25 protein-coding genes are annotated in these 25,678 nt (G+C 67.9%); 17 read left to right on the forward strand and 8 right to left on the reverse strand.

Annotation, left to right across the window (positions count from 1 at the left end; all coding sequences use genetic code 11):
* The 6 genes from DDE23_RS05855 to DDE23_RS05880 are packed head-to-tail and all read left to right on the forward strand — an operon-like array spanning window position 1 to window position 5,641.
* Window positions 1-1,812 carry a PEP-utilizing enzyme gene (locus DDE23_RS05855; RefSeq protein ID WP_107750536.1) on the forward strand — a complete coding sequence of 604 codons (1,812 nt, stop codon included), beginning with the start codon at window positions 1-3 and terminating at the stop codon, window positions 1,810-1,812.
* A gap of 48 nt (window positions 1,813-1,860) precedes the next feature.
* A complete protein-coding gene (locus tag DDE23_RS05860) occupies window positions 1,861-2,460 on the forward strand; it encodes an HD domain-containing protein (RefSeq protein ID WP_107750535.1) in 600 nt (199 codons plus the stop codon).
* A 12-nt stretch (window positions 2,461-2,472) separates the two neighbouring features.
* Window positions 2,473-3,909: an aldehyde dehydrogenase family protein gene (locus DDE23_RS05865; RefSeq protein ID WP_107750534.1), complete on the forward strand. Its 1,437-nt coding sequence runs from the start codon at window positions 2,473-2,475 to the stop codon at window positions 3,907-3,909.
* Window positions 3,906-4,577 carry an HD domain-containing protein gene (locus DDE23_RS05870; protein ID WP_107750533.1) on the forward strand — a complete coding sequence of 224 codons (672 nt, stop codon included), beginning with the start codon at window positions 3,906-3,908 and terminating at the stop codon, window positions 4,575-4,577. The genes DDE23_RS05865 and DDE23_RS05870 overlap by 4 nt, the downstream gene beginning before the upstream one ends.
* Window positions 4,559-5,311 (forward strand): SDR family NAD(P)-dependent oxidoreductase, encoded by a 753-nt coding sequence (locus DDE23_RS05875; RefSeq protein WP_107750532.1) that lies wholly within the window; start codon window positions 4,559-4,561, stop codon window positions 5,309-5,311. Before DDE23_RS05870 ends, DDE23_RS05875 begins: the two co-directional genes overlap by 19 nt.
* Before the next feature lie 9 nt (window positions 5,312-5,320).
* Complete coding sequence (locus DDE23_RS05880) at window positions 5,321-5,641, forward strand: 2Fe-2S iron-sulfur cluster-binding protein (RefSeq protein WP_107750531.1); 321 nt, start codon at window positions 5,321-5,323, stop codon at window positions 5,639-5,641.
* Between the two features lie 7 nt (window positions 5,642-5,648).
* On the opposite strand, the gene DDE23_RS05885 is transcribed toward DDE23_RS05880, so the two are convergent.
* On the reverse strand, window positions 5,649-6,116 hold the full coding sequence (locus DDE23_RS05885; RefSeq protein ID WP_107750530.1) for a D-galactarate dehydratase: 468 nt from the start codon (window positions 6,114-6,116) through the stop codon (window positions 5,649-5,651).
* 97 nt (window positions 6,117-6,213) lie between these two features.
* On the opposite strand from DDE23_RS05885, the gene moaA reads away from it, so the two are divergent.
* The 5 genes from moaA (at window position 6,214) to DDE23_RS05910 (ending at window position 12,091) form a co-directional block, all read left to right on the forward strand.
* Window positions 6,214-7,254, forward strand: coding sequence for a GTP 3',8-cyclase MoaA (gene moaA, locus DDE23_RS05890; protein ID WP_107750529.1), 1,041 nt, complete (start codon window positions 6,214-6,216; stop codon window positions 7,252-7,254).
* A gap of 421 nt (window positions 7,255-7,675) precedes the next feature.
* Window positions 7,676-9,649, forward strand: a complete 1,974-nt coding sequence (locus DDE23_RS05895) for a heme lyase CcmF/NrfE family subunit (protein ID WP_107750528.1) — start codon at window positions 7,676-7,678, stop codon at window positions 9,647-9,649.
* A 5-nt stretch (window positions 9,650-9,654) separates the two neighbouring features.
* The gene (locus DDE23_RS05900; protein ID WP_107750527.1) at window positions 9,655-10,101 is read left to right on the forward strand and encodes a cytochrome c-type biogenesis protein; all 447 of its coding nucleotides are present in this window, start codon (window positions 9,655-9,657) and stop codon (window positions 10,099-10,101) included.
* 69 nt (window positions 10,102-10,170) lie between these two features.
* Entirely contained in the window at window positions 10,171-10,947 is a 777-nt protein-coding gene (locus DDE23_RS05905) for an enoyl-CoA hydratase-related protein (protein WP_107750526.1), read from the forward strand.
* A 370-nt stretch (window positions 10,948-11,317) separates the two neighbouring features.
* Window positions 11,318-12,091: a sulfite exporter TauE/SafE family protein gene (locus DDE23_RS05910; protein ID WP_107750525.1), complete on the forward strand. Its 774-nt coding sequence runs from the start codon at window positions 11,318-11,320 to the stop codon at window positions 12,089-12,091.
* 6 nt (window positions 12,092-12,097) lie between these two features.
* Here DDE23_RS05910 and DDE23_RS05915 read toward each other — a convergent pair whose 3' ends face one another.
* The 7 genes from DDE23_RS05915 to DDE23_RS05945 all read right to left on the reverse strand — a co-directional run bounded on the left by DDE23_RS05915 (window position 12,098) and on the right by DDE23_RS05945 (window position 18,818).
* Window positions 12,098-13,075: an alpha/beta fold hydrolase gene (locus tag DDE23_RS05915; RefSeq protein ID WP_107750524.1), complete on the reverse strand. Its 978-nt coding sequence runs from the start codon at window positions 13,073-13,075 to the stop codon at window positions 12,098-12,100.
* A gap of 126 nt (window positions 13,076-13,201) precedes the next feature.
* Window positions 13,202-13,480, reverse strand: a complete 279-nt coding sequence (locus tag DDE23_RS05920; RefSeq protein WP_420330158.1) for a hypothetical protein — start codon at window positions 13,478-13,480, stop codon at window positions 13,202-13,204.
* Window positions 13,480-14,664 carry a phosphoglycerate kinase gene (locus tag DDE23_RS05925; RefSeq protein WP_107750522.1) on the reverse strand — a complete coding sequence of 395 codons (1,185 nt, stop codon included), beginning with the start codon at window positions 14,662-14,664 and terminating at the stop codon, window positions 13,480-13,482. Before DDE23_RS05925 ends, DDE23_RS05920 begins: the two co-directional genes overlap by 1 nt.
* Before the next feature lie 165 nt (window positions 14,665-14,829).
* Window positions 14,830-15,552: a proteasome-type protease gene (locus tag DDE23_RS05930; RefSeq protein ID WP_107750521.1), complete on the reverse strand. Its 723-nt coding sequence runs from the start codon at window positions 15,550-15,552 to the stop codon at window positions 14,830-14,832.
* Between the two features lie 74 nt (window positions 15,553-15,626).
* Entirely contained in the window at window positions 15,627-16,433 is an 807-nt protein-coding gene (locus DDE23_RS05935; protein WP_107750520.1) for a transglutaminase family protein, read from the reverse strand.
* Window positions 16,430-17,383, reverse strand: a complete 954-nt coding sequence (locus DDE23_RS05940) for an alpha-E domain-containing protein (protein WP_107750519.1) — start codon at window positions 17,381-17,383, stop codon at window positions 16,430-16,432. Before DDE23_RS05940 ends, DDE23_RS05935 begins: the two co-directional genes overlap by 4 nt.
* 19 nt (window positions 17,384-17,402) lie before the next feature.
* On the reverse strand, window positions 17,403-18,818 hold the full coding sequence (locus tag DDE23_RS05945; RefSeq protein WP_107750518.1) for a circularly permuted type 2 ATP-grasp protein: 1,416 nt from the start codon (window positions 18,816-18,818) through the stop codon (window positions 17,403-17,405).
* Window positions 18,819-19,199: 381 nt separating this feature from the next.
* Between DDE23_RS05945 and DDE23_RS05950 the strand changes: the two genes are divergently transcribed.
* From DDE23_RS05950 to DDE23_RS05975, 6 genes are all read left to right on the forward strand, one after another.
* The gene (locus DDE23_RS05950) at window positions 19,200-20,303 is read left to right on the forward strand and encodes an ABC transporter substrate-binding protein (RefSeq protein ID WP_107750517.1); all 1,104 of its coding nucleotides are present in this window, start codon (window positions 19,200-19,202) and stop codon (window positions 20,301-20,303) included.
* Between the two features lie 57 nt (window positions 20,304-20,360).
* The gene (locus DDE23_RS05955; RefSeq protein WP_107750516.1) at window positions 20,361-21,227 is read left to right on the forward strand and encodes an ABC transporter permease; all 867 of its coding nucleotides are present in this window, start codon (window positions 20,361-20,363) and stop codon (window positions 21,225-21,227) included.
* On the forward strand, window positions 21,224-22,006 hold the full coding sequence (locus tag DDE23_RS05960; protein WP_107750515.1) for an ABC transporter permease: 783 nt from the start codon (window positions 21,224-21,226) through the stop codon (window positions 22,004-22,006). Before DDE23_RS05955 ends, DDE23_RS05960 begins: the two co-directional genes overlap by 4 nt.
* Window positions 22,006-23,085 (forward strand): ABC transporter ATP-binding protein, encoded by a 1,080-nt coding sequence (locus DDE23_RS05965; RefSeq protein ID WP_107750514.1) that lies wholly within the window; start codon window positions 22,006-22,008, stop codon window positions 23,083-23,085. Before DDE23_RS05960 ends, DDE23_RS05965 begins: the two co-directional genes overlap by 1 nt.
* Before the next feature lie 72 nt (window positions 23,086-23,157).
* Window positions 23,158-23,727: a hypothetical protein gene (locus DDE23_RS05970; protein WP_107750513.1), complete on the forward strand. Its 570-nt coding sequence runs from the start codon at window positions 23,158-23,160 to the stop codon at window positions 23,725-23,727.
* A gap of 22 nt (window positions 23,728-23,749) precedes the next feature.
* A complete protein-coding gene (locus tag DDE23_RS05975; RefSeq protein WP_107750512.1) occupies window positions 23,750-25,534 on the forward strand; it encodes a methyl-accepting chemotaxis protein in 1,785 nt (594 codons plus the stop codon).
* The last annotated feature ends 144 nt before the right edge of the window (window positions 25,535-25,678 follow it).

Consider the following 25,678-nt stretch of genomic DNA (forward strand, 5'->3'; position numbering starts at 1 on the left):
ATGGACGCCATGAAGAGCATGTTCCCCTCGGCCTTCGAGGTTCCGACCCCGAAGGGCGCCGAGGGCTGGCAAGACCTTTACCCCTATTACACGCATTTCCTGCCGCAACGCCGGGCGCAGGACGACGCCACCTTCTGGTTCTGCAACTCGCAGCACTGGCCGACGCCGTTTCGTCCCTTCGACACGGTGATGCTGGATTTCGCCATCAAGGGGCTGGGGCAATACAACACCCGCCACCTGCTGGTGCCGCCCGCCAATGGCGTCGATTACCGGATCCTGAACGGCTACGTCTATTTCTCGCCCGTGGCTGTCCCCGGCGAGCAGATCGAGGCGCGGGTTCCGCATTTCATGGAGCGCGCCGGGCATTACTTCATGAACTGGGGCGATCTCTACGCCAATTGGAAGGACAAGGTCCTGGCCAAGATCCGCCAGCTGGAGGCCCTGAATTTCGAGGCGCTGCCGGAGGTGGAGGCGCTGGAGGTGGTGACGGGGGGCGTGGGCCTCGACAGCACCAACCAGCTCTTCGACCAATACGACAAGGCCATCGAGCTGGCCTACAAGATCTGGCAGCATCATTTCGAGTTCCTGAACCTCGGCTATGCCGCCTATCTCGATTTCTTCGGCTTCATGAAGGGCCAGTTCCCGCAGATCCCCGATCAGGCCATCGCCAAGATGGTGCAGGGCGTCGATTCGGAACTCTTCCGCCCCGATGACGAGATCAAGAAACTGGCCAAGCTCGCCGTGGCCTCGGGCCTCGCCCCGGTGTTCGAAAGCGACAGCACCGAGGTGATCCTGGCCAATCTGGCCACCAAGGCGGGCGGCAAGGAATGGCTGGCGCAATGGGAGGCGGCCAAGGACCCGTGGTTCAACTTCACCTCGGGCAACGGCTTCTATTCGACCGACAAATACTGGATCGACCATCTGGACATCCCGATGGGCTATCTGCGCGACTATATCCAGCGGCTGCAGGAGGGTGACGAGATCATGCGCCCGACCGCCACGCTGCTGGCCGAGCGTGACCGCATCACCGCCGAATACCGCGAGATGATGGATGACGAGGCGCAGGCGGTGTTTGACGGCAAGCTGGGTCTGGCGCGGACCGTGTTCCCCTATGTCGAAGACCACAACTTCTACATCGAGCATTGGGCGCTGGGCGTCTTCTGGCGGAAGATGCGGCAGCTGTCGAAGCTGCTGAAGGATCAGGGCTTCTGGGAGAACGACGACGACATGTTCTTCCTCAACCGCAACGAGGTGCGGGATGTGCTGTGGGATTATTCGGCCGGCTGGGCCATCGGCGTGCCCTATCGCGGCACCGCCGTCTGGCCCGGGGAGATCGCGCGCCGCCGCAAGATCTACGAGGCTTTGGCCGCGGAATCGCCGCTGCCCGCGCTGAACAACCCGCCCGAGGTCATCACCGAGCCCTTCACCATCATGCTCTGGGGCATCACCTCGGACGCGGTAGAGCGCTGGGTGAAGTCGGACGAGGATGACGGCGCCCTGCGCGGCATGGCGGGCTCGCCCGGGGTGGTCGAGGGGGTGGCCCGCGTGCTGCGCTCGCCCGATCAACTCAGCGAGTTGCAGAAGGGCGATATTCTGGTCACGCCGGTGACCGCGCCCTCCTGGGCGCCCGTGTTCGGCAAGATCGGCGCCGCCGTCACCGACATCGGCGGCATGATGAGCCACGCCGCCATCGTCTGCCGCGAATATGGCCTGCCGGCCGTGACCGGCACCGGCAACGCCAGTTCGCGGATCAAGACGGGCATGCGCCTGCGGGTCGATGGCAACGCCGGAACGGTGACGATCCTCGACTGACCCCCCGGGGGGCCGCCGGGCCCCCCGTTTCCTTGCTGTGGACGCCTGATGATGCCTGCTGACCTGTCGCGCTACGATCCCGTCTGGCGCGCCGCCGAACCCTACATGCGCGCCCGCAAGAACGACGTGCATATCCCGCTGTCCTTCGCCTGGTGCGTGCGGCTCCTGGAACATTTCCCCCAGGCCGACCGCGATGTCTGCCTGCTGGCGATCCTTCTGCATGACATCGGCTGGTGGGCCATCGACATGGAGGAGATCATCGAACAGGGCTTCCGGTCCGAGAACATCCTGCAATCGGATGTGCGCTACCGGCACGAGGCCGAGGGCGTGCGGCTGGGGACCGAGGTCTTGCGCGCGACCGGCTGGTCCGAGGCGGTCATCGCCCAGGTCTGCGAGATCATCGACGGCCACGACACCCGGCCCGAGCCGCGGCATCTGAACGACCGCATCGTGCGCGACAGTGACAAGCTCTGGCGCTACGAGGTGACGGGCACCGCCGTCGGCTGCGACTGGTTCGGCGAGACGCCGGTGCAGAACTGCGCCCGCAACGAGGCAATCCTGCCGAAATTCGAGACCGAGCCGGGCCGCCGCATGGCGACCGAGGAACTGGCCCGCACCCGGGCCCTGCTGCTCGCGCATGTGCTTTAGGGGAACGCGCTGATGGATATGTTCATGGACGGGGGCTGGGTCGCCGCGCAATCGGGGCAAGTGATGCCGGTGACGGATCCGACCTCCGGCGCGGTCATCGACACCGTGCCGATGGGGCAGGCCGCGGATGCCGGGCGGGCCATCGCCTCGGCCGCCCGGGCTTTTGAGAACTGGAAGCGCGTGCCGATGGCCGAGCGGGTGCGGCTGGTCAAGGCCTGCGCGCAGGCGATGCGGGATCAGGCGCCGCGGATCGGCGCGGCGCTGAACCGCGAACTCGGCCGCCCGCTGCCCGGCTGCATCGCCGAGATCGCCAGTTCCGCCAACCTCCTGGACATCTATGCCGAGGAAGGGTTGCGGCTTTACGCGACGCAGGCGCTGGGCTCGGCGCCCGGGGAGCGGATCGTCGTGACCCGCGATCCGGTCGGCGTGGTGGTGGCGATCACGCCTTTCAACTATCCGATCACGCTGTTGATGTTCAAACTGGGCGCGGCGCTGATCGCCGGTTGCCCGGTGGTCACCAAGCCGTCCGAGGACACGCCGCTGTCGACGCTGCTGCTGGCGGAACTCTTCCACGCGACCGGCCTGCCCGCGGGGCTGTTCAACGTGGTGACCGGCGCGCGGGAGCTGGGCGAGGCGCTGGTCGCCCATCCGGTGCCGCGCAAGATCGCCTTTACCGGCTCGGTTCCGGCGGGAAAGGCCATCGCCGCCGCCGCCGCCGGGACCATGAAACGGGTGACGCTGGAGCTGGGCGGGCATTCCGCCGCCATCGTCTGCGCCGATGCCGATCTCGACAAGGCAGCCGAGGCGATCACCCGCCACGGCTTCGCCAACAGCGGGCAGTTCTGCTACCGTGTGAACCGCCTCTATGTCGAGCGCCCGGTCTATGAGGCGCTGCTCGACCGCCTCGCCACCCGCGCGCGAAAGCTGACGCTGGCGCCTGCGGGCGGCGAGGGCGACCTGGGCCCGCTGGTCAATGCCCGCATCTTCGCCACCTCGGAACAGCAGATCGCCGATGCGCGGGCCCGGGGCGCGCGGATCCTGGCGGGGGGCGACCGGGCGACCGGCCCCGGCTACGACGGCGGCTGCTACATGCCGCCCACGCTGATCGCCGACGCCACGCCCGAGATGCTGGTCATGCGCGAAGAGACCTTCGGCCCGGTGATCGGCATCGCCCCGGTGGACAGCCCGGCCGAGGGGCTGCGGCTGGCCAATGACAGCCGGTTCGGGCTGGCCGGTTTCGTCTTCACCCGCGACCTCGCGCTCGGCATGGCGCTGTGCGAGGGGTTCGAGGCGGGCTCCGTCTGGCTCAACGACATCCAGCGCGCCAGCCATCATGTCCCCTTCGGCGGCATGAAGGAAAGCGGGCTGGGCCGCGAGAAGGGCCGCTACGGCGTTGTAAGCTATCTGGAATACAAGACCCTCTACCTCAGCTGGGAGCCGCCGCTGTGACCCCTGATGACGTCTTCCTGCCCCGCGACCTGCCGCTCTGGCACGACGCGCGCGCCTATCTCGACGTGCGCAACAACGACGAACACACGATCGTCGCCTATGGTCTGGCCCGCGCGTTGCTGGCCCAGATCCCCGAGGCGGAGGAAAGCGTGGTCCTGCCCGCGATCCTGCTGCACGATGTGGGCTGGAAGCGCATCCCTGAGGATCTGCTGCTTCTGGCCATCGGCCGCTACCCCAGCCGCAAGGATCTGGTGCGCGAGCACGAGCTGCACTCGGTCGAGATCGCCCGCGAGGTCCTGCAACGCCACCGCCCCGAGGGCGTCGATATCGAGGCGGTGCTGGCCATCATCGACGGCCATGATACGGTGAAAGAGGCCAAGAACCTCAACGACGCGGTACTGAAGGATGCGGACAAGGGCTGGCGCACCACGCCGCACGGGATGCGCACCATCGCCGGCTGGTACGGCGTCCCGGTGTCCGAGGTGCTGATGATGCTGCGCGAACGCTCGAACCCCTTGATGCTGACGCCGCAGGGCCGGGCGCTGGCCGAGGCCAATACCGCCGCCGTCGCCGCCGAACAGGCGATCCGGGCCTATCTGGGCCGCGGTGCCGAATTCCCCCAGTTCCCCCAGACCGAAGGAGCGGGCCAATGGGCGACATCTCGTTGACCGGAAAGCGCGTGATCGTCACCGGGGCAGGGGGCGGGCTTGGCCGCGCCTTCGCCCAGGCCTTTGCCGGGGTCGGCGCAAGGGTGATCGCCGCCGATATCAACCGGGCAGGAGCCGAGGAGACCGCGGCGCTGATCGGCCAGGGCTGCCTCGCCGCCACGCTCGACGTGACCCGGCAGGCGTCCTGTGACGCGGTGGTGGCGCTGGCGCAGGCGGAACTCGGCGGCGTCGATGTGCTCATCAACAACGCGGCGCTCTATGCCGGGCTCCAGCGCGCGCCTTTCGAGGAGATCGACGAGGCGGTCTGGGACCGGGTAATGGCGGTCAATATCAAGGGCGTCTGGCAGATGACCCGCGCCGTCTCGCCCCTGATGCGGGCGGCGAAGGGCGGCTCGATCGTCAACATCGCCTCGGCCACCGTGCTGTCGGGCTCGCCGCTCTGGATGCATTATGTCGCGTCAAAGGGCGCCGTTATCGCCATGACCCGCACCATGGCGCGCGAGCTGGGCCGCGACGGCATCCGCGTCAATGTCATCGCCCCGGGCTTCACCCTGACCGAGGCGAGTCTCGGCCTGATCGAGGACGCGCGCAGCTACGGTGTCGACCGCGCCGCGCTCAAGCGCAACGCCGAGGTCGAGGATATCACCGGCGGCGCGCTCTATCTCGCCTCGTCGCTCTCGGGCTTCGTCACCGGCCATACGCTGGTGATCGACGGCGGCAAGCAATTCATCTGAGAGGATTTCATGGTCAAGGTCACCTTCATCGAGGAAAGCGGCAAGCGGCGCGAGATCGACGCCAGACCGGGCGATCCGCTGATGTATGCCGCCAAGGACGCGGGCATCGACGGCATCATCGCCGAATGCGGCGGATCGGCCATGTGCGCGACCTGCCATTGCTACCTGCTCGAGGCGCCGAACGGCCCCTTGCCCGAGCCACGGATCGACGAGGCGGACACCATCGAGTTCAACGCCCACGCGCCGCAGCCGACCAGCCGCCTGACCTGCCAGGTCATGGTAAGCGAGGCGCTGGAGGGCGCGGTCTTTCAGGTGGCGACGGGACGCTGAGCGCGGCTTACTCGGCGTAGACCCTGAGATTGGCCAGTTGCCCCAGCGGCAATTGCAGCCGCTGCATGGCCTGCACCGACAGCGTGCTCCCGGCCGACGGGGCGGCACCCGAGGGGCGCAGCTCGACCGACAGGCGTCCGCCGCCCGCGGTCTCGACCCGGCCCTGCCGCGCCTCGGTCACCAGCCCGGTCATCAGCCACAGCCCCGGCCCGCCGGTCGCGCCCAGCCCGGCCAGCGTCTCGCCCAGCAGCCCGTCGGCGGCGGGCGGCGGCGGGGCCGGGACGCTGCCATCGGCCCCGGCGCCGGGTGGCGTGCCCGCGGGCAGCGCCCCGGCGCCCGGCCGCCCCTGCGGGCGCAGGACTTCGGCCCCCGGGCCTTCGGTCACGGCGATATCGGGGCCCCGGTCGCGGTCGGGCGCAAAGCGGCCACAGGCGGCGACGGAGAGGAGGAGCAGGCAGAGGGTCAGGGTGCGCATGGACCAAAGTCTAGCGCTCGGCCCCCGCTGCGGCAAGGCGTGCGCCTTGCCGCTCACCAGAACGCGCATTACCTAAGTCAGGCCGCGAGGAGATGTCATGACCCCCAGCCTGCCCGAGAGCCCGATCCTGCGTCCGACGGCGCCGTTGATCGACCCGTTCCAGCGTCCGATCCAGTATCTGCGCGTCTCGGTGACGGATCGCTGCGATTTCCGCTGCACCTATTGCATGGCCGAGCACATGACCTTCCTGCCGAAGAAGGAGCTTCTGACGCTGGAGGAACTGGACCGCCTCTGTTCGGCCTTCATCGGCCTGGGGGTGGAGAAACTGCGCGTGACCGGCGGCGAGCCGCTGGTGCGCAAGGGCATCATGACCTTCTTCGAGGCGATGAGCCGGCATCTGGAAAGCGGCGCGTTGCGGGAATTGACCCTGACCACCAACGGCTCGCAGCTGGCGAAATTCGCCCAGCCGCTGGCGGATGTGGGGGTGAAGCGGATCAATGTCTCGCTCGACACGCTCGATGACGCGAAATTCGCCACGATCACCCGCTGGGGCCGCCTGCCGCAGGTGCTGACCGGGATCGAGGCGGCGCGGGCCGCGGGCCTGCGGGTCAAGATCAATGTCGTGGCGCTGAAGGGCTTCAACGAGGACGAGTTGTTCCCGATTGTCGACTGGTGCGCGGCCGAGGGGCACGACCTGACCTTCATCGAGGTCATGCCGATGGGCGACATGTCGGAAGAGGCCCGGCTCGACCAATACTGGCCGTTGAAGGATCTGCGCGCGCGGCTGGCCGAACGCTTCACCCTGACCGATCTGGCCGAACGGACGGGCGGCCCCGCCCGTTACGTCCGGCTCGAAGAGACCGGGCAGAAGATCGGCTTCATCACCCCGCTCACCCATAATTTCTGCGAAAGCTGCAACCGGGTGCGGCTGACCTGCACGGGCGAGCTTTACATGTGCCTCGGGCAGGAGGACATGGCCGACCTCCGCGCGCCGCTCCGCGCCTCGTCCGACGACGCGGTGGTGCAGGACGCGATCCGCGCGGCGATCACCCGCAAGCCCAAAGGCCACGATTTCGACTATTCGCGCCAGAAGGTGGCCGGCCAGATGAGCCGCCACATGAGCCACACCGGCGGCTGAGCCCGCAGGAGCGGGGGGCCAGCCCCCCGCGCCCCCCGCCAAAGGGGACCCTCGGGCCCCCTTTGGAAACCCCCGAGGATATTTAGAGAACAAAGATGAAGGTTAAGAGGGCGTTAAGCCTCCGTCTTCGTTCTGCAAATATCCTCGGGGGTGAGGGCCGCCCGGACGAGGCGCCAGTGGCGCGTCGTCAGGCCCGAACGCCCGGAGCGCAAGCGGAGGGCCGGACCAGGCCGTCAGGCCAAGAGGGGGGCAGACGGCCCCCCTTCTTCGGCGCGGCGGCACGCCGCGCCGCTGGTCGCCCGAGGAGGGCGCGGCAAGGCCGCTCCCGATGAGGGCGAAACACCTCCCCCGCGCTGTGCTGTCGCAGGGCCCTCGCGCCTTCGTGCTTTGCGGGCCGGGCCGGGCAGGCTATAGCGGGGGCATGATCGTCGAACTCGGACATTACGCCCTCATCCTGGCTTTCGCCGTCTCCATCCTGCAAAGCCTCGTGCCGCTTGTCGGTGCGCAGAAGGGCTGGGCGGATTGGATGGCCGCCGCGGGGCCGCTCGCCAGCGGGCAATTCGCGCTTCTGGCCATCGCCTTCGCGGCGCTGACCTATGCTTTCGTCACCTCGGATTTCTCGGTCCTGCTGGTGGTCGACAATTCCCATACGCTGAAGCCGCTGCTCTACAAGATCAGCGGTGTCTGGGGGAATCACGAGGGCTCGCTGCTGCTCTGGTCCCTGATCCTGGCGCTGTTCGGCGCCTCGGCCGCCTGGTTCGGGGGCAATCTGCCCAAGACCTTGCAGGCAAGGGTGCTGGCGGTTCAGGGCGCGATCGGCGCGGCGTTCCTGGCCTTCATGATCTTCACCTCGAACCCGTTCCTGCGCACCGCTTTGCCGCCCTTCGACGGCCATGACCTGAACCCGCTCCTGCAGGACCCGGGCCTCGCCTTCCATCCGCCCTTCCTCTACCTCGGTTATGTCGGGCTCTCGATGGCCTTCTCCTTCGCCATCGCCGCGCTGATCGAGGGCAAGGTCGACGCCGCCTGGGGCCGCTGGGTGCGGCCCTGGACGCTGGCTGCCTGGATCTTCCTGACCATCGGCATCGCGCTCGGCTCCTGGTGGGCCTATTACGAGCTGGGCTGGGGCGGGTTCTGGTTCTGGGACCCGGTCGAGAACGCCTCGTTCATGCCCTGGCTCTTCGCCACCGCGCTTCTGCATTCCGCCATCGTCGTGGAAAAGCGCGAGACGCTGAAGGCCTGGACCATCCTGCTGGCCATTCTCGGCTTCGGCTTCTCGCTGATGGGGACCTTCATCGTCCGCTCGGGCGTCATCACCTCGGTCCATGCCTTCGCCTCGGACCCCGAGCGGGGTGTCTTCATCCTGTTGATCTTCGCCGTCTTCGTCGGCGGCGCCCTCACGCTTTTCGCCTTCCGCGGCGCGGCGCTCGAGGCCAAGGGCGTCTTCGCCCTGGTCAGCCGGGAATCGGCGCTGGTCCTCAACAACGTTCTGCTGGCCGTCGCCTCCTTTGTCGTCTTCGTCGGCACCATGTGGCCGCTGGTCAGCGAGCTGGCCTTCGGCCGGGTGCTGTCGGTTGGCGCGCCTTTCTTCAACGCGGCCTTCACCCCCTTCATGGTGGCGCTGGCCATCGCCCTGCCGGTGGGCGCCGTCATGCCCTGGAAGCGTGGCAAACTGGGCAAGGCCGCGGCCTCGATGACCGGGGCGCTGGCACTGGCCGTGGCGCTGGCCGGGCTCGCCTTCGCGCTGCAGACCGGGCGCTCGGCGCTGGCGCCGATCGGCGTGCTGCTGGGCAGCTGGCTGGTGTTCGGCGCGCTGATCGACCTCTGGACCCGGGGCGGGCGCCAGGGCATCGGCGACCGGCTGCGCCGCATCGCCCGGCTGCCGCGCGCCGATTGGGGCAAGGCCATCGCCCATGGCGGCCTCGGCGTCACCATCTTCGCCGTGACCGCCGTGCTGGGCTGGGCCAGCGAGGATATCCGCGTCCTGCGCCCGGGCGAGAGTTTCACGCTGAGCGGCCATACCTTCACCCTCACCGGGGTCGAGCGTCAGCCGGGGCCGAACTACATCTCGACCATGGCCACGGTCGAGGTGCATGACGGCGACCGCTTCATCACGACCCTGCATCCCGAGAAGCGGGTCTATCCCGCGGCCGGGATGCCGACGACCGAGGCGGGCATCCATTACACGCTGACCCGCGACCTCTATGTCGCGCTCGGCGATCCGCAGGATGGCGGCGGCTGGGCGCTCAGGACCTATGTGAAACCCTTCGCGGTCTGGCTCTGGATCGGGGCGGCGCTGATGGCGCTGGGGGGGCTGGTGTCGCTGAGCGACCGGCGCTTCCGGGTGGCGGCCGGGGCGCGCTCGGCGCCGATTGCGGCGAAACCGGCGGAGTGACGGCGATGCGCGCCTTCCTCCTCGCCCTGCTGCTGGTCCTGCCGATGGCCGCAGGCGCCGTGCAACCCGACGAGATCCTGCCCGACCCGGCGATGGAGGCCCGCGCCCGTGCCATCACCGCCGAACTGCGCTGCGTGGTCTGCCGCAATGAATCGGTCGACGATTCCAACGCCGAGATCGCCCGCGACATCCGGCTCATGGTGCGCGAGCGGCTGGTGGCCGGCGATACCGACACCGAAGCCGTGCAATACATGGTCGACCGGTTCGGCGAATATATCCTGCTCAACCCCCGGCCGACCGGCTCGAACCTGATCCTCTGGATCACCGGGCCCGCGCTGCTGGTGGCGGGGCTGGGGATCGCGCTGATGGCGGCGCGGCGGCGGCGGCGCGCGGGACCCGAGGCGCTGAGCCCCGAGGAAGAGGCGCGGCTCAGGGCGCTTCTCGACGAGTGACGCAAGGTTGCGCCTAGCCGGGGCGCGCCGCCTGTGGCTAGTCTGACCGCGGCATTGTCGGAGGGCCCCATGATCTACACCACAATCACCGTCACCGAAGAGGCGGGCGTCGGCCTGATCCGGCTGAACCGGCCGACGCTGATGAACGCGCTGAACGCGCAGATGCGGGCCGAGATCACCCAGGCGGTGCGCGACCTCGGCACCCGCGCGCGCGTCCTGGTGATGACCGGCGAGGGGCGGGCCTTCTGCTCGGGCCAGGATCTGGGGGCCGGGGCCTCGATCAACGAGATCGACCTGGGCCGGATCCTGCGCGAGGAATACGAGCCGATGCTGCGGGCGATCCACGAGTGTCCGGTACCGGTGATCGCGGCGGTCAACGGCGTGGCGGCGGGGGCGGGGGCCAATCTGGCGCTGGCCGCCGATGTGGTGATCGCCACGCAATCCGCGGTCTTCCTGCAGGCCTTCGCCCGGATCGGCCTGATCCCGGACGCGGGCGGCACTTATTGGCTGCCGCGGCTGGTGGGCTTTGCGCGCGCCATGGGCCAGTCGCTCTTTGCCGGGCCGGTGACGGCGGATGAGGCGGCGGCGACCGGGCTGATCTGGGCCTCGGTCCCCGATGACCAGTTTGCCGCGGAATGGCAGGCCCGGGCGGCGCAGCTGGCACAGGGCCCGACGCTCGCCTATGGCGCGATCAAACGCGCGCTCCGGGCCTCGATGACCGCCGATCTCGACAGCCAGCTTGATACCGAGGCCCGGCTGCAGGGCGAGATGGGCGCGACCCGCGATTTCCGCGAAGGGGTGATGGCGTTCCTTGAGAAGCGCCCGGCGAAGTTCGAGGGGCGCTGACGTCAGGGCCGGGTCATGCGGGGGGCCAGCCCCCCGCGCCCCCCGCCAAAGGGGACCCTCGGGCCCCCTTTGGAAACCCCCGAGGATATTTAGAGAACAAAGATGAAGATTAAGAGGGCGTTAAGCCACCTTCTTTGCGCTCCAAATATCCTCGGGGGGTGAATTGGCCGTCAGGCCAAGAGGGGGGCAGACGGCCCCCCTTTCTGTTTCGGCGCGGCGGCACGCCGCGCCGCTGGTCGCCCGAGGCGCCCGCGCTAGCGGGAAACGAGGGCGAAATACCTCCCCTTCCGCGTCAGGCTTCCTGTCATGCCGCCCCTTGTCTTCCGCGACCCGGGCGGGCATCACCGCCTCGGTGGATGGGAGAGTGGCGATGGCCCTGGCGGATTGGACGATCTTTGCAAGCCCCGCGATGATCTGGGTGACGCTGCTTGCTGTGGGGCTGGTGGGTCTGTCCAAGGGCGGGCTCGGCGGGGCCTTCGCGCTGATGGGCGTTCCCGTCATGTCGCTGGTCATGCCGCCGGTTCTGGCCGCGGCTGTCCTGTTGCCGATCCTCCTGATGATGGATGCGGTGAGCCTCTGGATCTGGCGCTCCTACCGCGATTGGGAGGTGCTGAGGACCATGCTGCCCGCGGCGATGATCGGTATCGCGGCGGGCTGGGCGGCGGCGGCGGTGACGTCGGACGCCATGGTGCGGCTGCTGGTCGGTCTGGTGGCGCTGGGATTTGCCGCCCGCTGGGCCTTGGGGCGCTACCTCGGCAGCGCGCCGCGCTACATCCCGGCGATGGGCTGGCTCTGGGGCTCGATCGCCGGTTTCACCTCGTTCGTGGCCCATGCCGGCGGGCCGCTCTTCCAGATCCAGGTCCTGCCCAAGCGGCTGGATCCCAAGCTCTATACCGGCACCTCGGTGATCTTCTTTGCCGTGGTCAATCTGGTGAAGGTCGTGCCCTACGCCGCGCTCGGCCTCTTCGAGGCGCCGGTCCTGTGGTCGGCGCTCTTGATGCTGCCGCTGGCCATCATCTCGGTCCGGATCGGTGCCGGGATCATCAGGCGCATGGGGCCCGAGGTCTTCTATCCCTTCACCTACACCATGGTGGCCATCGTCGGGGTCAAGCTGATCTGGGACGGGATCACCGGCCTTTTCTGAGGCGCCTCAGAGACCCGCCCGGCGCCGGGCCTCCCGGATCACCGCCACCGCGGCCTCGGGGTGGGTGTGGTGCAGCATATGGCCCGCGCCGGGGATCTCGGTCAGCCGGGCCGAGGGCACCTCGCGGATGAAGCGGCGGGCGTGGACCTCGACCGGGACCGTCTCGTCGGCGTCGCCGTGCAAGAGTTCGATCGGCATCCGCAGGCCGGGATAGCGCGGCTGCATCGCGGTGACATAGGGCAGCAGGCTGTTGACCTGGCGGTTGTTCGTCTCCTGCGACTCGCGGCGCAGCGACAGGCCGGCGCCGATGTGATCGCCATAGCCCTCCGGCACCGCCTCGGGGGCGAAGACATTGGCCAGCGCCGCCTCGACCGCGCTTTCGGGGGCGAAGGCGGCGACCAGGGTGCGGGCCGGTCCGCCCAGCACCGTGGCGTTGAGGTTGTACCAGAACGTCAGATCGCCCTCCCAGGGTTCCGAGGCCCCGGCGAGCAGCACCAGTGCCGCGGTGTCGCGGGGCGCTTGCAGGCCCCAGGCCAGCGCCACGGCGCCGCCATAGGAATGGCCGACCACGATGGGCCGCCGGACGCCCAGCTGCGCCACCGCCTCGCGCAGCACCCGGGCCTGCAGCGCCGGGTCGTTGTCGGCCTCGCCCCAGCTGTCGGAATAGCCAAGGCCCGGCCGGTCCACGGCGATGACGCGGAAATCGCCCTCCAGCCGCTCCACCAGATCGAAGGTGAAGTCGCGCAGATTGCCGTTCGCGCCATGTATCAGCACCACATCCGGCGCGCTGCCGCGGGAGCGGCCGGTCACCAGCAGGTGGACGCGGTGGCCCTCGACCTCGACGAACTGGCCGAGGGGGGGAAATTCGGTCATCCACAGCGTCTCGCGCCGGTCGGCGCGGCTGTCGACCAGCGTGGCGCAACCGGCGAGGCCGAGGAGCGTGAAAAGGGTGATGGCGATGGCAAGCGGGGAGGGCAGGGGCATCGGGGCTCGGGCAATGAGGGGGGAGGGCGCGGCAAACTGTTTGTCAGCTAGCGCGAGGCGCCAGCCTGTCCAGAGGCCATGCCGAGAGGGTGAGACCCCCTCGGCCCGACGACAATGTTCCGCCCTTCAATGCGCGCTTTCGCCCAGTCGCCCGTTGCGGCCGCCACGGCGCCCGCCAAGGCCCATGCGCGGCGCGCCCGCGGCCAGGAGGAGCCCGGTCATCGGGTGATCCCCGGGCCGGTCGCGCCCGGCCAGCCGACTGGCGATCGTCGCGTAATCGACGCTGGGCGGAAGACTGAGCGCCCAGTCGATCAGGATCGACCGGCATTCGGCCTCGCCGATCCCGTCAATGCGATAGGCTTCGCGGATCAGGCCCTTCGGATCATCGGGATCTTGCGCTTCCATCATGCCTCCAACGCAGCAACACCGGGCAAAACCTTGCCCTCCATCCATTCGAGGAAAGCACCGCCCGCCGTCGAAATATAGGTGAAATCGCCCGCCGCGCCAGCGCGGTTCAGCGCGGCCACCGTATCGCCGCCGCCCGCCACCGAGACGAGCGCGCCGTCACGGGTCAGTTCCGCCGCGGCTTTCGCGGCGGCATTGGTAGCGGCATCAAAGGGTTCAAGCTCGAAAGCGCCGAGCGGGCCGTTCCAGATCAGGGTCTTCGATCCTTTAAAGATGTCGACAATCTGTGCCACGCTGGCCGGCCCCGCGTCCAGTATCATCGCATCCGGCGGGCAGTCGGAGACCACCTCATGCGGGGCATGGGCCTTGAACTCGCGGGCCACGACCAGATCGACCGGCAGCACCAGACGGCAGCCGATTTCCTCGGCCTTGGCGATGATCGCCCGCGCGGTCTCGGCCAGATCGTGTTCGCAAAGCGACTTGCCCACATCCTTGCCCTGCGCGGCGAGGAAGGTGTTGGCCATGCCGCCGCCGATCACCAGCGCATCGACCCTGGTGATGAGGTTGCTCAGCAGATCGAGCTTGGTCGAGACCTTGGCGCCGCCGACCACGGCGACCACCGGCCGCTGCGGGTTGCCGAGCGCTGCGTCGAGCGCCTGCAGCTCAGCCGCCATCAGGCGCCCGGCGCAGGAGGGCAGGAGCTTGGCGATCCCCTCGGTCGAGGCATGGGCGCGGTGGGCGGCGGAAAAGGCGTCGTTCACATAGACATGGCCCAGCGCGGCCAGCGAGGCGGCCATCATCGGGTCGTTCTTTTCCTCGCCCGCGTGAAAGCGCGTGTTCTCGAGCAGCAGCACATCGCCGGGCTCCATCGCGCCCACCGCCTTCTTGGCGGGGCCGCCGATGCAATCCTCGGCGAAGGCCACCGGCTGGCCCAGACGGGCCTCCAGCGCCGGACGCACCTGGGCAAGGGACATCTCGGGGTTGGGCTGGCCCTTGGGCCGGCCGAAATGGGCCATCAGCACCACCTTGCCGCCCGCCGCCGCGATGTCGCGGATGGTCGGCAGCACCGCGTCGATGCGGGTGAAGTCGCTGACCTTGCCATTCTCGAACGGCACGTTGATGTCGACGCGGACCAGCGCCGTCTTGCCGGCGAAATCCATCTCGTCGAGGGTTTTCCAGCCCATGGAATACTCCTTTTCCCTATCCGTCCGAGTGATGCCCGGCCACCGCGATGGCGTCAACCACGCCGAGGGTCGCAGGCCGGGGCCACATCGGGCGCAGGCAAAAACGCGCGAAAGGATAAAGGGTTCCGGGGATCGGCGGGTTGCCGCGCGGTGCGATCCGGGCGGTCAGATGCGGATCTTCTGGAACCCGTCGCGCAGGGCGTTGGACCAGGCTTGCGACATGGCGCGGAAATCCTCGTCCTGGGCCTCGATCCGCTGGCGGCGCGAGACGCGGCAGGCGTCCTTCTCGATCACCGCGAAATCGAGCGGCATGCCGACCGACAGGTTCGAGCGCAGGGTCGAATCCATCGACAGGAGCACCGCCTTGCGGGCGTCCTCGAGCGAGGTGTCGGGCGTGACCACCCGGTCGAGGATCGGCTTGCCGTATTTGTGCTCGCCGATCTGCAGATAGGGGGTGTCCTCGGTCGCCTCGATGAAATTGCCCTCGGGATAGATGAGGAACAGCCGCATCGTACCGCCCTTGCGCTGCCCCGCGACGATCATCGAGGCCGAGGTCGAGACCTTGCTGGCCTCCATCCGCACATCGATGTCGTGGCGGACCGAGGCGAGCGTGTTGCCGACGATCTCGGCCACTTCGAGCATGGTCTGCGCGGTCATGATCGAGGGCACACCCTCTTCGGGGTGGTCGATCGCCTCGCGCAGGCGGGCCAGCGTGGTCTGGGTGACCGACAGGCTGCCCGCGGTCAGCAGCGTGACCACGCGCTCGCCCGGATCCTCGAACACGAACATCTTGCGATAGGTGGCGATATTGTCGAGCCCGGCATTGGTGCGGGTGTCCGACAGCAGGACCATCCCCGCCTTGAGCAGCAATCCGACGCAATAGGTCATGGCGGCGAGCCGTCCCCCTCGATCCGCGGCGGGGGCGGCCTCCGGCCCCGTCCTGCGGTCAGTTTCGCCTGCGTTTACTGCTGCGTTGCCGCAACCGCAACGGCGATCTCCATGCTTTCGCTGCCAGGACCGCGGGCGGTGCCGCGGATCGGCGCGGCATGCGTGGCGTCCATGCCGCAGCCGAGGCGGATATAGCGCTCGTCCGGGCAGCAGGCATTGGCGGGGTCGAAACCGACCCAGCCCAGCCCCTCGATCCAGACCTCGGCCCAGGCATGCGCCGCCTCGTGCGGTTTGCCGTCGCTGTCGGTGAAGAGATAGCCCGAGACATAGCGCGCGGGCAGGTCCCTGAGCCGCGCGCAGGCGATGAGCGCATGGGCGTGATCCTGGCAGACGCCTTCGCCCAGGGCCAGCGCCTCGGCCGCGGTCGTGTGCGCGTCGGTGGCGCCCGGGCGATAGGCGATGGCCTCGGCCACCAGCGCCGACAGGTCATGCGCCAAGCCCAGCGCGGTCGGGCTTTCGGCCTTGGCCGCCAGTTCCTTCAGCGCGGCATCGGGGCGGGTCGGCAGGGTCTCGTCCAGCCAGGCGACCGGCGGGATGATCTCGCGGTTGCCGCGCAGGACGCCGGCCTGGTCGGTGGTCGTGACCTCGCCGGTGACCCGCACCTCGATCCGGTCGACCGGGCCGCGCACGCTCCAGGCCTGGATCATGTCGCCCGCCCCGTCGCGGAACGAGCCGCCCATCACCCCGTCCGACACCGCCACCTGCCAGCGGTGGGTGGTCTGGTTCTGGCATTGCGTCGGCAGCAGGCGGTGGCTTTGCACCACGCCGCGCACCGGCTGGTCATAGTGGTAGGTCGTCACATGCTCGACGAAGAGCTTCATCGCACGTCTCCGCTGAGATAGGCCTCATGCACGCGGGCGCCCAGATCGGCCACCTCGCCGATGAAACGGGTGAGGAATTCGTGCAGCCCCTCGTCGAAGATCGATTCCGTCGAGGTCTCGTACATCCGCGCCATCATGTTGCGGGCCGATTCCTGCGCCCGGCTCGGGCGGCGGTAATAGCGCGCCAGCCGGTCCAGATGCAGGTTCAGCGCCTCGACGCAGGGGCTGAGGCCGCGCGGAGTCTGGGGGTTGAGGATCAGGAAATGGGCGATCTTCTTCGCCGTGATCTCTCCGCCATAGGCCCAGTGGAAGGCGCGGTGCAGCGACATGGCGCGCAGGAGCGTGCGCCATTGGTAATTGTCGAGGCCCGAGCCCACGAAGTCGATATGCGGCAGCAGGACGTAGTATTTCACGTCCAGCAGCCGCGCCGTGCTGTCGGCGCGTTCGAGGTAATAGCCGATGTTGAGGAAATCCCAGCCGTCGTTCCTGAGGTGCGTCGCATCCATCGCGCCCCGGACCATGGCGCAATGGCGCCGGGTCCAGTCGGTCAGGCGGCTCAGCGACTGGTCCGAGCGCGGCTCGCGCTCGATCTGTCGCATTTCCTGAAAGGCGGAGTTCAGCGCGTCCCACATCTGCGTGGTCAGCGCGGTGCGGACGATGCGGCCGTTTTCGCGCGCCTGGGTGATGCAGGAGACGACCGAGGAGGGATTTTCGTGGTCGAAGAACAGATGGCTCTCGATGTTGCGCTGCACCGGGTCGCCGTATTTCTTGATGAAGGCATCGTAGCTGCCGCAGGCGTGCAGCAGGGCCTCCCATTCGTTGCGATACCCCTGTTCCGAGTTGGGCAGCATGGCGATCCGGGCGCCCACATCCAGAAGCCGCGCGGCGGTTTCCGCGCGCTCCATGTAGCGGGCCATCCAGAAGAGGTTGTCGGCGGTTCTGCTCAGCATGTCCGTTCCTCCGCCCCCGTCACTCGGCCAAGACCCAGGTGTCCTTGACCCCGCCGCCCTGCGACGAGTTCACGACCAGCGAGCCCTCGCGCAAAGCCACGCGGGTCAGGCCGCCCGGCACCAGCTCGATCCGCTCGCCCACCAGGCAATAGGGGCGCAGGTCGACGTGGCGCGGCGCCACGCCCTCCTCGACGAAGGAGGGGACGGTCGACAGCGCCAGCGTCGGCTGGGCGATGTAATTGTCGGGATCGGCCTCGATCTTGTGGCGGAAGGTCTCGATCTGTTCCTTGGTCGATTTGGGGCCGACCAGCATGCCGTAGCCGCCCGAGCCATGCACCTCCTTGACCACCAGATCGCCCAGATTCTCCAGCACATACTTGCATTCGTCGGACTTGGCGCATTGCCAGGTGGGGACGTTCTGCAAGATCGGCTCTTCGCCCAGATAGAAGCGGACCATCTCCGGCACGAAGGTATAGACCGCCTTGTCATCGGCGACGCCCGCGCCGGGGGCCGAGCAGATCGACACCCCGCCCGAGCGGTAGACATCCATCAGCCCCGGCACGCCCAGCATGCTGTCGGGGCGGAAACACAGCGGATCGAGGAAGGCATCGTCGATCCGGCGATAGATCACATCGACCTTGCGCGGGCCCTCGGTGGTGCGCATCCAGCAGAATTCACCCTCGACGAACAGATCCTGCCCCTCGACCAGCTCGACGCCCATCATGTCCGCGAGGAAAGAGTGTTCGTAATAGGCCGAGTTGAAATGGCCGGGCGTCAGGATCACCACATTGGGCTCGGACGCGGTGCATTTCTCGGGCGCGACCGAGGCCAGGGTCCGGCGCAGCAACTCGGGATAGGCCTCGACCGGCTGGATGCGGTTGGCGCTGAACAGCTCGGGGAACATCCGCATCATGATCTCGCGGTTTTCCAGCATGTAGCTGACGCCCGAGGGGGTGCGGCAATTGTCCTCCAGCACGAAGAAATCGTCCGGCCCGGTGCGCACCAGGTCGATGCCGACGATATGGCTGTAGACATTCTTGGGCGGGCGGATGCCGGCCACGGCCTTTTCATAGGCCTCGTTCAGATAGACCAGGCGGCCGGGGATGCGGCCGGCGCGGATGATCTCGCCCCGGTCATAGACATCCGCCAGAAAGGCGTTGAGCGCGCGGGCGCGCTGCTTGATGCCGCGTTCGAGCTTGTACCATTCCTGCGCGCTGAACACGCGGGGGAACATGTCGAAAGGGATCAGCCGGTCGGGATCGCCGCCCTCGCCATAGACCGCGAAGGTGATGCCGATGCGCCGAAACAGCGCCTCGGCTTCGGCCTGTTTGAGGTTTCTGAGTTCGGCGGGCATCTGGTCGACCCAGCCTTGCAACCGCGCATAGGGGGGGCGGACGGCGCCCCTTTCGATCATCTCGTTGAAATAGGTGCTCATGTCACTGTCCCCACTCTGCACGACTTTAGACGATTTGCAGTCGTCGGCAATGGTAAGAGGATTGCTGTTTTTTCGCGGCTTACTTCGCCTCATGCTCATTTGTCGGGCAGCGGCGTTTCGAACTGCCTATTGACCGGGCATCGGCCGCGCCGGTGGCTGAGGGCGGGCACAGGCCCGCTTCCGGCGCTGCCCGGCGCGCGCGGGGCAGAGGCGGCGGTCGCCGTTCCGACCGGCAAGCGAAAGAAAAAAGACAGAATCGCCCCTTTTCGCGCATTGTCCCGATTGTCACGAATCTGTTTCAGTTGTTCAGTAGCCCGGGCCAGCCGTGACGCTCCAGTTTTCGGGGTGAAGAAGCGGCGGCTTTGCCAACAGGAGGCTTTCATGAAAACGACGACCGTACGGGTGGCGTCGGCCAGCATCGCGGCGATGCTGTCGGCGGCGCCGGCACTCGCGCAGGATATGGCCGCTCTGGTCGAAGGCGCACGCGCGGAAGGGATGCTGACCACCATCGCCCTGCCGCATGATTGGTGCGGCTACGGCGACGTCATCGCGGGCTTCCGCGAGATGTATCCGTTCCTCGAGATCAACGAGCTGAACCCCGACGCGGGTTCCGCCGACGAGCTGGAAGCGATCCGCGCCAACATGAACAACACCGGGCCGCAGGCGCCCGACGTGATCGACGTCGGTCTGGCCTTCGGTCCCGCCGCGCAGGCGGAAGGGCTTATCACGCCCTACATGGTCTCGACCTGGGACACGATCCCCGAAGGCGCGCGTGACGCCGAGGGCCATTGGTACGGCGATTACTACGGCGTCATGTCGTTCATCGTGAACACCGACCTCGTGGACAACATCCCGACCTCGTTCGAGGACCTCCTGAAGCCCGAATACGTGGGCCAGGTGGCGCTGGCGGGTGATCCGCGCGCCTCGAACCAGGCGATCCTGGCGGTGATGGCGGCGGGCATGGCGCGCGGCGCCGAGCCGGGCGCGGCGGCGGCCCAGGCGGGGCTCGAGTTCTTCGCCGAACTCAACGCCTCGGGCAATTTCGTGCCGGTCATCGGCCGCACGGGCACGCTGGCGCAGGGCACCACGCCGATCCTGATCCAGTGGGATTACAACGCGCTCTCGGCCCGTGACACGCTGGCCGGCAACCCGCCGGTCGAAGTGGTCGTGCCCTCGGACGCGGTTCTGGCCGGGGTCTATGTGCAGGCGATCAGCGCCTATGCGCCCCATCCGAACGCCGCGCGGCTGTGGATGGAATACCTCTATTCGGACGAGGGTCAGCTGGGCTGGCTGGCCGGCTATTGCCACCCGATCCGCTTCAACGACCTCGCCGCCCGCGGCGTGATCCCGCAGGACATGATGGACGCGCTGCCCCCGGCTGAAAGCTATGCCGCCGCCGTCTTCCCGACGCTGGATCAGGTGAACGCCAACCGTGACGCCGTTGTCGCGGGCTGGGATTCGGTCGTCGGCGCCAACGTCGAGTAAGCGAAACCTCGGGGGTCCGGCCCGCAGCCGGTCCCCCGATCCCCCGGGGAGAAGCCCATGGCGCTACCGCGCGCAAGGATCAACCTGCCGCTCACCTGGCTGGGCGTCGTCCCGTTCTTCGTCTTTGTCGGCCTGTTCCTGCTGCTGCCGACGCTCTACATCGTCGTCGGCGCCTTCCGCACGCCCGAGGGCGGCTTCACCTTCGGCAATATTCTGGCGCTGAACACGCCGACGATCCTGTCCGCCTATTGGGTGTCGATCAAGATCGCCTTCTGGTCCTCGCTGATCGGCTGCGCGGTGGGTTTCGCCATGGCCGCCGCCGTCACCGTGGGCGCCGGGCCGGGCTGGGTGAAGAACCCGCTGCTGACCTTTTCGGGCGTCGCCTCCAATTTCGCGGGCGTACCGCTCGCTTTCGCCTTCATCGCCACCATCGGCCCGGCGGGGATCATCACCCTCTATCTGCGGCACGAATTCGGCATCAACCTGCGGCTCATGGGCTTCAACCTGCTGAGCACGCTGGGGCTGGTCATCACCTACCTGTTCTTCCAGATCCCGCTGATGATCCTGATCATCACCCCGGCGCTGGAGGGGCTCAAGCGCGAGTGGAAAGAGGCGGCCTCGATCCTGGGCGCCACCAGCTTCCAGTACTGGCGCATGGTGGCCTTTCCGATCCTGTTCCCCTCGATCCTCGGTACCATGGCGCTGCTCTTCGCCAATGCCTTCGGCGCCGTCGCCACCGCCATCGCGCTCACGGGTCCGTCCCTGAACATCGCGCCGATCCTGCTTTATGCGCAGATCCGGGGCGACGTGCTGGGCTCGCCCAACCTCGGCTATGCGCTGGCCTTCGGCATGATCGTCATCACCGGGCTGGCCAATGCGCTCTATATCGTGCTGCGCGCCCGCTCCGAGAGGTGGCTGAAATGACCCGGCTCTGGTCCTGGGGCGCGCTGCTGATCGGTGTCGCCTTCTTCCTCATGCCGCTCTACGGCATGACCGAATTCTCGCTGAAGATGCGCCGGGGGGAATATTCCTTCGACGCCTATGTCACGGTGCTGGGGGACCCCCGCTTTCAGGCGACCTTCGGCTATTCGGTGCTGATGGCGGTGCTGACCATCCTCTGCGGCGTGCTGCTGGTGGTGCCGACGGCCTTCTGGGTGCGGCTGAAACTGCCGGGCCTCAGGCCCTGGGTCGAGTTCATCACGCTCCTGCCGCTGGTCATCCCCTCGATCGTGGTCGTCTTCGGCTATATCCGGCTTTACAACACCTCCAGCTGGCTGCCGCTCACCGGCTCGGTCACCGGCACCAACATGCTGCTGATGTTCGGCTACACGGTGCTGGCGCTGCCCTATATGTACCGCGCCGTCGACACCGGGCTCCGTACCATCGACGTGGCCACCCTGACCGAGGCCGCGCAGTCGCTGGGCGCCGGCTGGGTCACGATCCTGGCCCGCGTCATTCTGCCCAATGTGCTGGGCGCGGTCCTGTCCGGCGCCTTCCTCACCTTCGCCATCGTGATCGGCGAATTCACCATGGCGGCGCTGCTGGACCGCCCGGCCTTCGGCCCCTACATGCAGCTACTGGGCGCCAACCGCGCCTACGAGCCCGCGGCGCTGGCGGTCATCGCCTTCGCCATCACCTGGGCCTGCATGGGGCTGATCCAGCTCGTCACCCGATTCTCGAAACACAACAGGGTGGCGCGCTGATGGCCTTCCTCGACCTTTCCCATCTGGAAAAAGCCTTCGGCGCGATGCGCGTGGTGAAGGACTTCAACCTCGGCATCGACAAGGGCGAGTTCGTCTCGTTCCTCGGGCCCTCGGGCTGCGGCAAGACCACCGTGTTGCGCATGGTCGCGGGGTTCGAGCGCCCGGACAGCGGCGCGATCACCGTTGACGGGCGGGACATCACCGGGCTGAAACCCAACCAGCGCAGCATCGGCATGGTGTTTCAGGCCTATGCGCTGTTTCCCAACCTGACGGTGGCCGAGAATGTGGGCTTCGGCCTGAAGGTGGCGGGCGTCGCCAAGGCCGAGGCGGGTGAGCGCGTGGCCGAGATGCTGGCGCTGATCGGCCTGCCCGATCTGGGCGCGCGCTATCCGTTCCAGCTGTCGGGCGGGCAGCAGCAGCGCGTCGCGCTGGCCCGGGCGCTGGCGCCCCGGCCGCAGGTGCTGCTCCTGGACGAGCCGCTGTCGGCGCTCGATGCCAAGATCCGCGTCAGCCTGCGCACGGAGATCCGCGAAATTCAGCAACGCCTTGGCATTACGACCATTTTCGTGACCCACGACCAGGAGGAGGCGCTGTCGATCTCGGACCGGATCGTGGTGATGAACGGCGGCATCGCCGAACAGACCGGCCGCCCGCTGGAGATCTACAACCGGCCCCGCACCCGCTTCGTCGCCAATTTCGTCGGCACGCTGAGCATGCTGGAGGGGGTGCTTCAGGACCCGGCAACCGGGCGCGTCTCGCTCGCTGAGGGCGAGGTCACGCTGGGCCGGCCCATCGAGCGTCCGGCCGGCGCCGCGATCACGCTGGCGCTCCGGCCCGAGGCGCTGCATCTGGGCGGTGGCCGGGGCGATATCGTGCTGCCCGCCCGCGTGACCGAGGTGCATTTCCTCGGCTCCGTCATCCGCATCCGGGTCGAGACCGGCGGCACCAGCCTGTCGCTGGACACCTTCAACCGCCCCGAAACCCCGCCGCCGCCGCTGGGCTCGCAGACCGAGGTCAGCATCGCCGCTTCCGACGTGATCGTGCTGGACGACGCCAGAGCGGAGCAGGGCGCGCATTAACGGGCCGTCAAATCTTCGATTCTACCTTGTGGGTCAGGCCGCCCGGTGGCGGACCCGTTGAGGAGTATCGGTATGAGACGTTTCGCGCTCGCGCTTGCCGCGGTCACCTGGGCTTTGCCCGCTGCGGCCCAGGATTTCCACCAGGCCCTGCAGAATTATTATGAATCCAGCCTGACCGGCTGGTCGACCGATCCGGTGCTTATCGGCGCGATCCGGGCGCAGAATGCCACCACCAGTGTCTATTCCGCCGATCAGGTCGCCGCGCTCGACCGCAGCTGGCAGGCCGAGATCGGCAATGCCAACCAGCCGACCATCACCCCGGTCCTGCATAATCCCGCCGCCGATTTCCTGCGCGGCCAGGTCGAGTCCTCGGGCGGCCGCATCACCGAGGTCATCTTGATGGACGGGGCCGGTCTGAACGTGGCCGTGACCGGCATCACCTCGGACATGTGGCAGGGCGATGAGGCGAAGTTCAGCGAGACCTACGGCCACGGCCCCGGTTCGGTGCATATCGGCGAGGTCGAATTCGACGAATCTACCGGGCGCTATCAGGGCCAGATCTCGTTCCCGGTGGTCGATCCGGCCAATGGCGAGATGGTCGGCGCCATGACGGTCGGTGTGGACGCCGAACTGATTCAGTAACGCCATCCCAGGAGGTTTCGCCATGGTCTGGCTTTCCGGACGTCTCCGCCCCCGCTGGCCCGCCCTGCGTGCCTCGCTCTTCGTCAAGGTCACGGGGCTCGTGTTCATGGCCACGGCCGTGGTGGTCAGCGCCAATATCTTCTTCGCCATGCGCGAGACGGATCGCCTGGCCACCGCCGCCCTGCAGGACGAAGCCGCGGCCTCGATCAACGGCTTCGCCGCAAGGGCGCTGAACGCGGTCCGCTTCGGCGACGCCCCGCGCATCATGCCCCTGATCGAAGAACTGGTGGCGATGAGCGACGGTGATGTGACCGCCGTCGTCGTCACCGGGGCGGATGGCCGCGTCCTGGCCTCGACCGGCACCAGTGATCCCGGGGCCATCGAGACCCTGCGCCAGGCCGCCGCCGCCGCCGGGGAGCCCCGCCTGATCGATCATGGCGCGGGCTTCGATTCGGTCGGCCCGGTCGGGGCCGGCACGCCCGACACGCGCGTCGGCGGGGTTGCCACCCGCTGGGATACCGCCCATGCCCTGAAACGGGCCCATGTCGGCGATTTGGCCAATATGCTGACCGCCGTCGTCATCCTGGCCGTGATGATGGCCATTGCCATCGTCATCGTCCGCCGGATGATCTCGCGGCCCATGCAGCAGCTGGCCAACTCGCTCGAGGATCTGGCGCAGGGCCGCTACGACCAGCCGATCGCCGCCCTCGATCGCCATGACGAAATCGGCGATTTCGCCCGCCATGTCTCGGACTTGCGTGACCGGTTGCGGATCGCCCGTGACGATGAAGAGGCGCGCGACCGCGACCGCGAGATGCAGATCCGCGTGGTGGCCGCGCTGCGCGACGGTCTGAACGCCCTGTCCCGGCGCGACCTGACGACCGTCATCGACACCGCCTTCGATGACCGCTACGAGCCGCTGCGCGCTGATTACAACGACACCGTGGCGGCGCTCCAGCAGACGCTCAGCTCGGTGATTCTTTCGGCCGGTCAGATCCGCGAGGGCAGCGACGAAATGGCGGGCTCGGCCGACAACCTGTCGCAGCGGACCGAAACCCAGGCCGCCACGCTGGAGGAAACCGCCGCGGCGCTGCAACAGATCAGCGCCCGGGTGACCGAGACGGCAAGCAATGCCCGCAAGGCCGAACGGATCGCCCGTGGCGCCCAGGAACAGGCGCAGATCAGCGAACCCATCGTCCGCGAGGCGATCGAGGCGATGGCGGCGATCCAGAACCGTTCGTCGCAGATCGCCCAGATCATCACCCTGATCGACGATATCTCCTTCCAGACCAATCTTCTGGCGCTGAACGCCGGGGTCGAGGCCGCCCGCGCCGGCGAATCGGGAAGGGGCTTTGCTGTCGTCGCCACCGAGGTGCGGGCGCTGGCGCAACGCTCGTCGGATGCCGCGCGCGAGATCAAGGAACTGGTCAGCGGCAGCACGCAGCAGGTTGACCACGGGGTCGAACTGGTGCGCCGCTCGGGCGAGGCCTTGTCGCAATTCTCGGGGCAGGTGGATGATATCGCCGTGCTGATGACCGAGGTCGCACAGGCCGCCGACGATCAGGCGCATAGCGTGACCGAGATCAACGTCGGCGTCAGCCAGCTCGACACCGTGACCCAGCAGAATGCCGCGATGGTGCAGCAGACGACGGTTGCCATCCACGAATTGCGCCAGCGCTCGAGCGCGCTCGCAGATCTCTTGCGCGACTTCCGGCTGGACGGGACCGCGCTGCGCGCCAGCATTGCGGCCGAGGTCCCGACCAGGTCCGGCGCGCCATCACGTGCCGGCCGTCGCGCTGCGGCCTGATCTCGGGCGGGGCGCACTTGACCATCGCCTGCCGGCTATGCCGGGTATCCTCCCACAGGCGCTGAGAGCGGCAGGAAGGGCCGTCGCCCCGTCCCTCGGGAACAGGCGGGTCCCTGCAATCCCTGGGGTGGGAAATGGGGGTTT

Source organism: Pararhodobacter aggregans (assembly GCF_003075525.1).
Classification (GTDB): Bacteria; Pseudomonadota; Alphaproteobacteria; order Rhodobacterales; family Rhodobacteraceae; genus Pararhodobacter; species Pararhodobacter aggregans.

Bases quoted from the DNA above. Each gene is read 5' to 3' on its own strand.
- DDE23_RS05855 (WP_107750536.1), top strand. From the start codon at position 1: ATGGACGCCATGAAGAGCATGTTCCCCTCGGCCTTCGAGGTTCCGACC.
- DDE23_RS05860 (WP_107750535.1), top strand. From the start codon at position 1,861: ATGATGCCTGCTGACCTGTCGCGCTACGATCCCGTCTGGCGCGCCGCC.
- DDE23_RS05865 (WP_107750534.1), top strand. From the start codon at position 2,473: ATGGATATGTTCATGGACGGGGGCTGGGTCGCCGCGCAATCGGGGCAA.
- DDE23_RS05875 (WP_107750532.1), top strand. From the start codon at position 4,559: ATGGGCGACATCTCGTTGACCGGAAAGCGCGTGATCGTCACCGGGGCA.
- DDE23_RS05880 (WP_107750531.1), top strand. From the start codon at position 5,321: ATGGTCAAGGTCACCTTCATCGAGGAAAGCGGCAAGCGGCGCGAGATC.
- DDE23_RS05885 (WP_107750530.1), bottom strand. From the start codon at position 6,116: ATGCGCACCCTGACCCTCTGCCTGCTCCTCCTCTCCGTCGCCGCCTGT.
- moaA (WP_107750529.1), top strand. From the start codon at position 6,214: ATGACCCCCAGCCTGCCCGAGAGCCCGATCCTGCGTCCGACGGCGCCG.
- DDE23_RS05895 (WP_107750528.1), top strand. From the start codon at position 7,676: ATGATCGTCGAACTCGGACATTACGCCCTCATCCTGGCTTTCGCCGTC.
- DDE23_RS05900 (WP_107750527.1), top strand. From the start codon at position 9,655: ATGCGCGCCTTCCTCCTCGCCCTGCTGCTGGTCCTGCCGATGGCCGCA.
- DDE23_RS05905 (WP_107750526.1), top strand. From the start codon at position 10,171: ATGATCTACACCACAATCACCGTCACCGAAGAGGCGGGCGTCGGCCTG.
- DDE23_RS05910 (WP_107750525.1), top strand. From the start codon at position 11,318: ATGGCCCTGGCGGATTGGACGATCTTTGCAAGCCCCGCGATGATCTGG.
- DDE23_RS05915 (WP_107750524.1), bottom strand. From the start codon at position 13,075: ATGCCCCTGCCCTCCCCGCTTGCCATCGCCATCACCCTTTTCACGCTC.
- DDE23_RS05920 (WP_420330158.1), bottom strand. From the start codon at position 13,480: ATGGAAGCGCAAGATCCCGATGATCCGAAGGGCCTGATCCGCGAAGCC.
- DDE23_RS05925 (WP_107750522.1), bottom strand. From the start codon at position 14,664: ATGGGCTGGAAAACCCTCGACGAGATGGATTTCGCCGGCAAGACGGCG.
- DDE23_RS05930 (WP_107750521.1), bottom strand. From the start codon at position 15,552: ATGACCTATTGCGTCGGATTGCTGCTCAAGGCGGGGATGGTCCTGCTG.
- DDE23_RS05935 (WP_107750520.1), bottom strand. From the start codon at position 16,433: ATGAAGCTCTTCGTCGAGCATGTGACGACCTACCACTATGACCAGCCG.
- DDE23_RS05940 (WP_107750519.1), bottom strand. From the start codon at position 17,383: ATGCTGAGCAGAACCGCCGACAACCTCTTCTGGATGGCCCGCTACATG.
- DDE23_RS05945 (WP_107750518.1), bottom strand. From the start codon at position 18,818: ATGAGCACCTATTTCAACGAGATGATCGAAAGGGGCGCCGTCCGCCCC.
- DDE23_RS05950 (WP_107750517.1), top strand. From the start codon at position 19,200: ATGAAAACGACGACCGTACGGGTGGCGTCGGCCAGCATCGCGGCGATG.
- DDE23_RS05955 (WP_107750516.1), top strand. From the start codon at position 20,361: ATGGCGCTACCGCGCGCAAGGATCAACCTGCCGCTCACCTGGCTGGGC.
- DDE23_RS05960 (WP_107750515.1), top strand. From the start codon at position 21,224: ATGACCCGGCTCTGGTCCTGGGGCGCGCTGCTGATCGGTGTCGCCTTC.
- DDE23_RS05965 (WP_107750514.1), top strand. From the start codon at position 22,006: ATGGCCTTCCTCGACCTTTCCCATCTGGAAAAAGCCTTCGGCGCGATG.
- DDE23_RS05970 (WP_107750513.1), top strand. From the start codon at position 23,158: ATGAGACGTTTCGCGCTCGCGCTTGCCGCGGTCACCTGGGCTTTGCCC.
- DDE23_RS05975 (WP_107750512.1), top strand. From the start codon at position 23,750: ATGGTCTGGCTTTCCGGACGTCTCCGCCCCCGCTGGCCCGCCCTGCGT.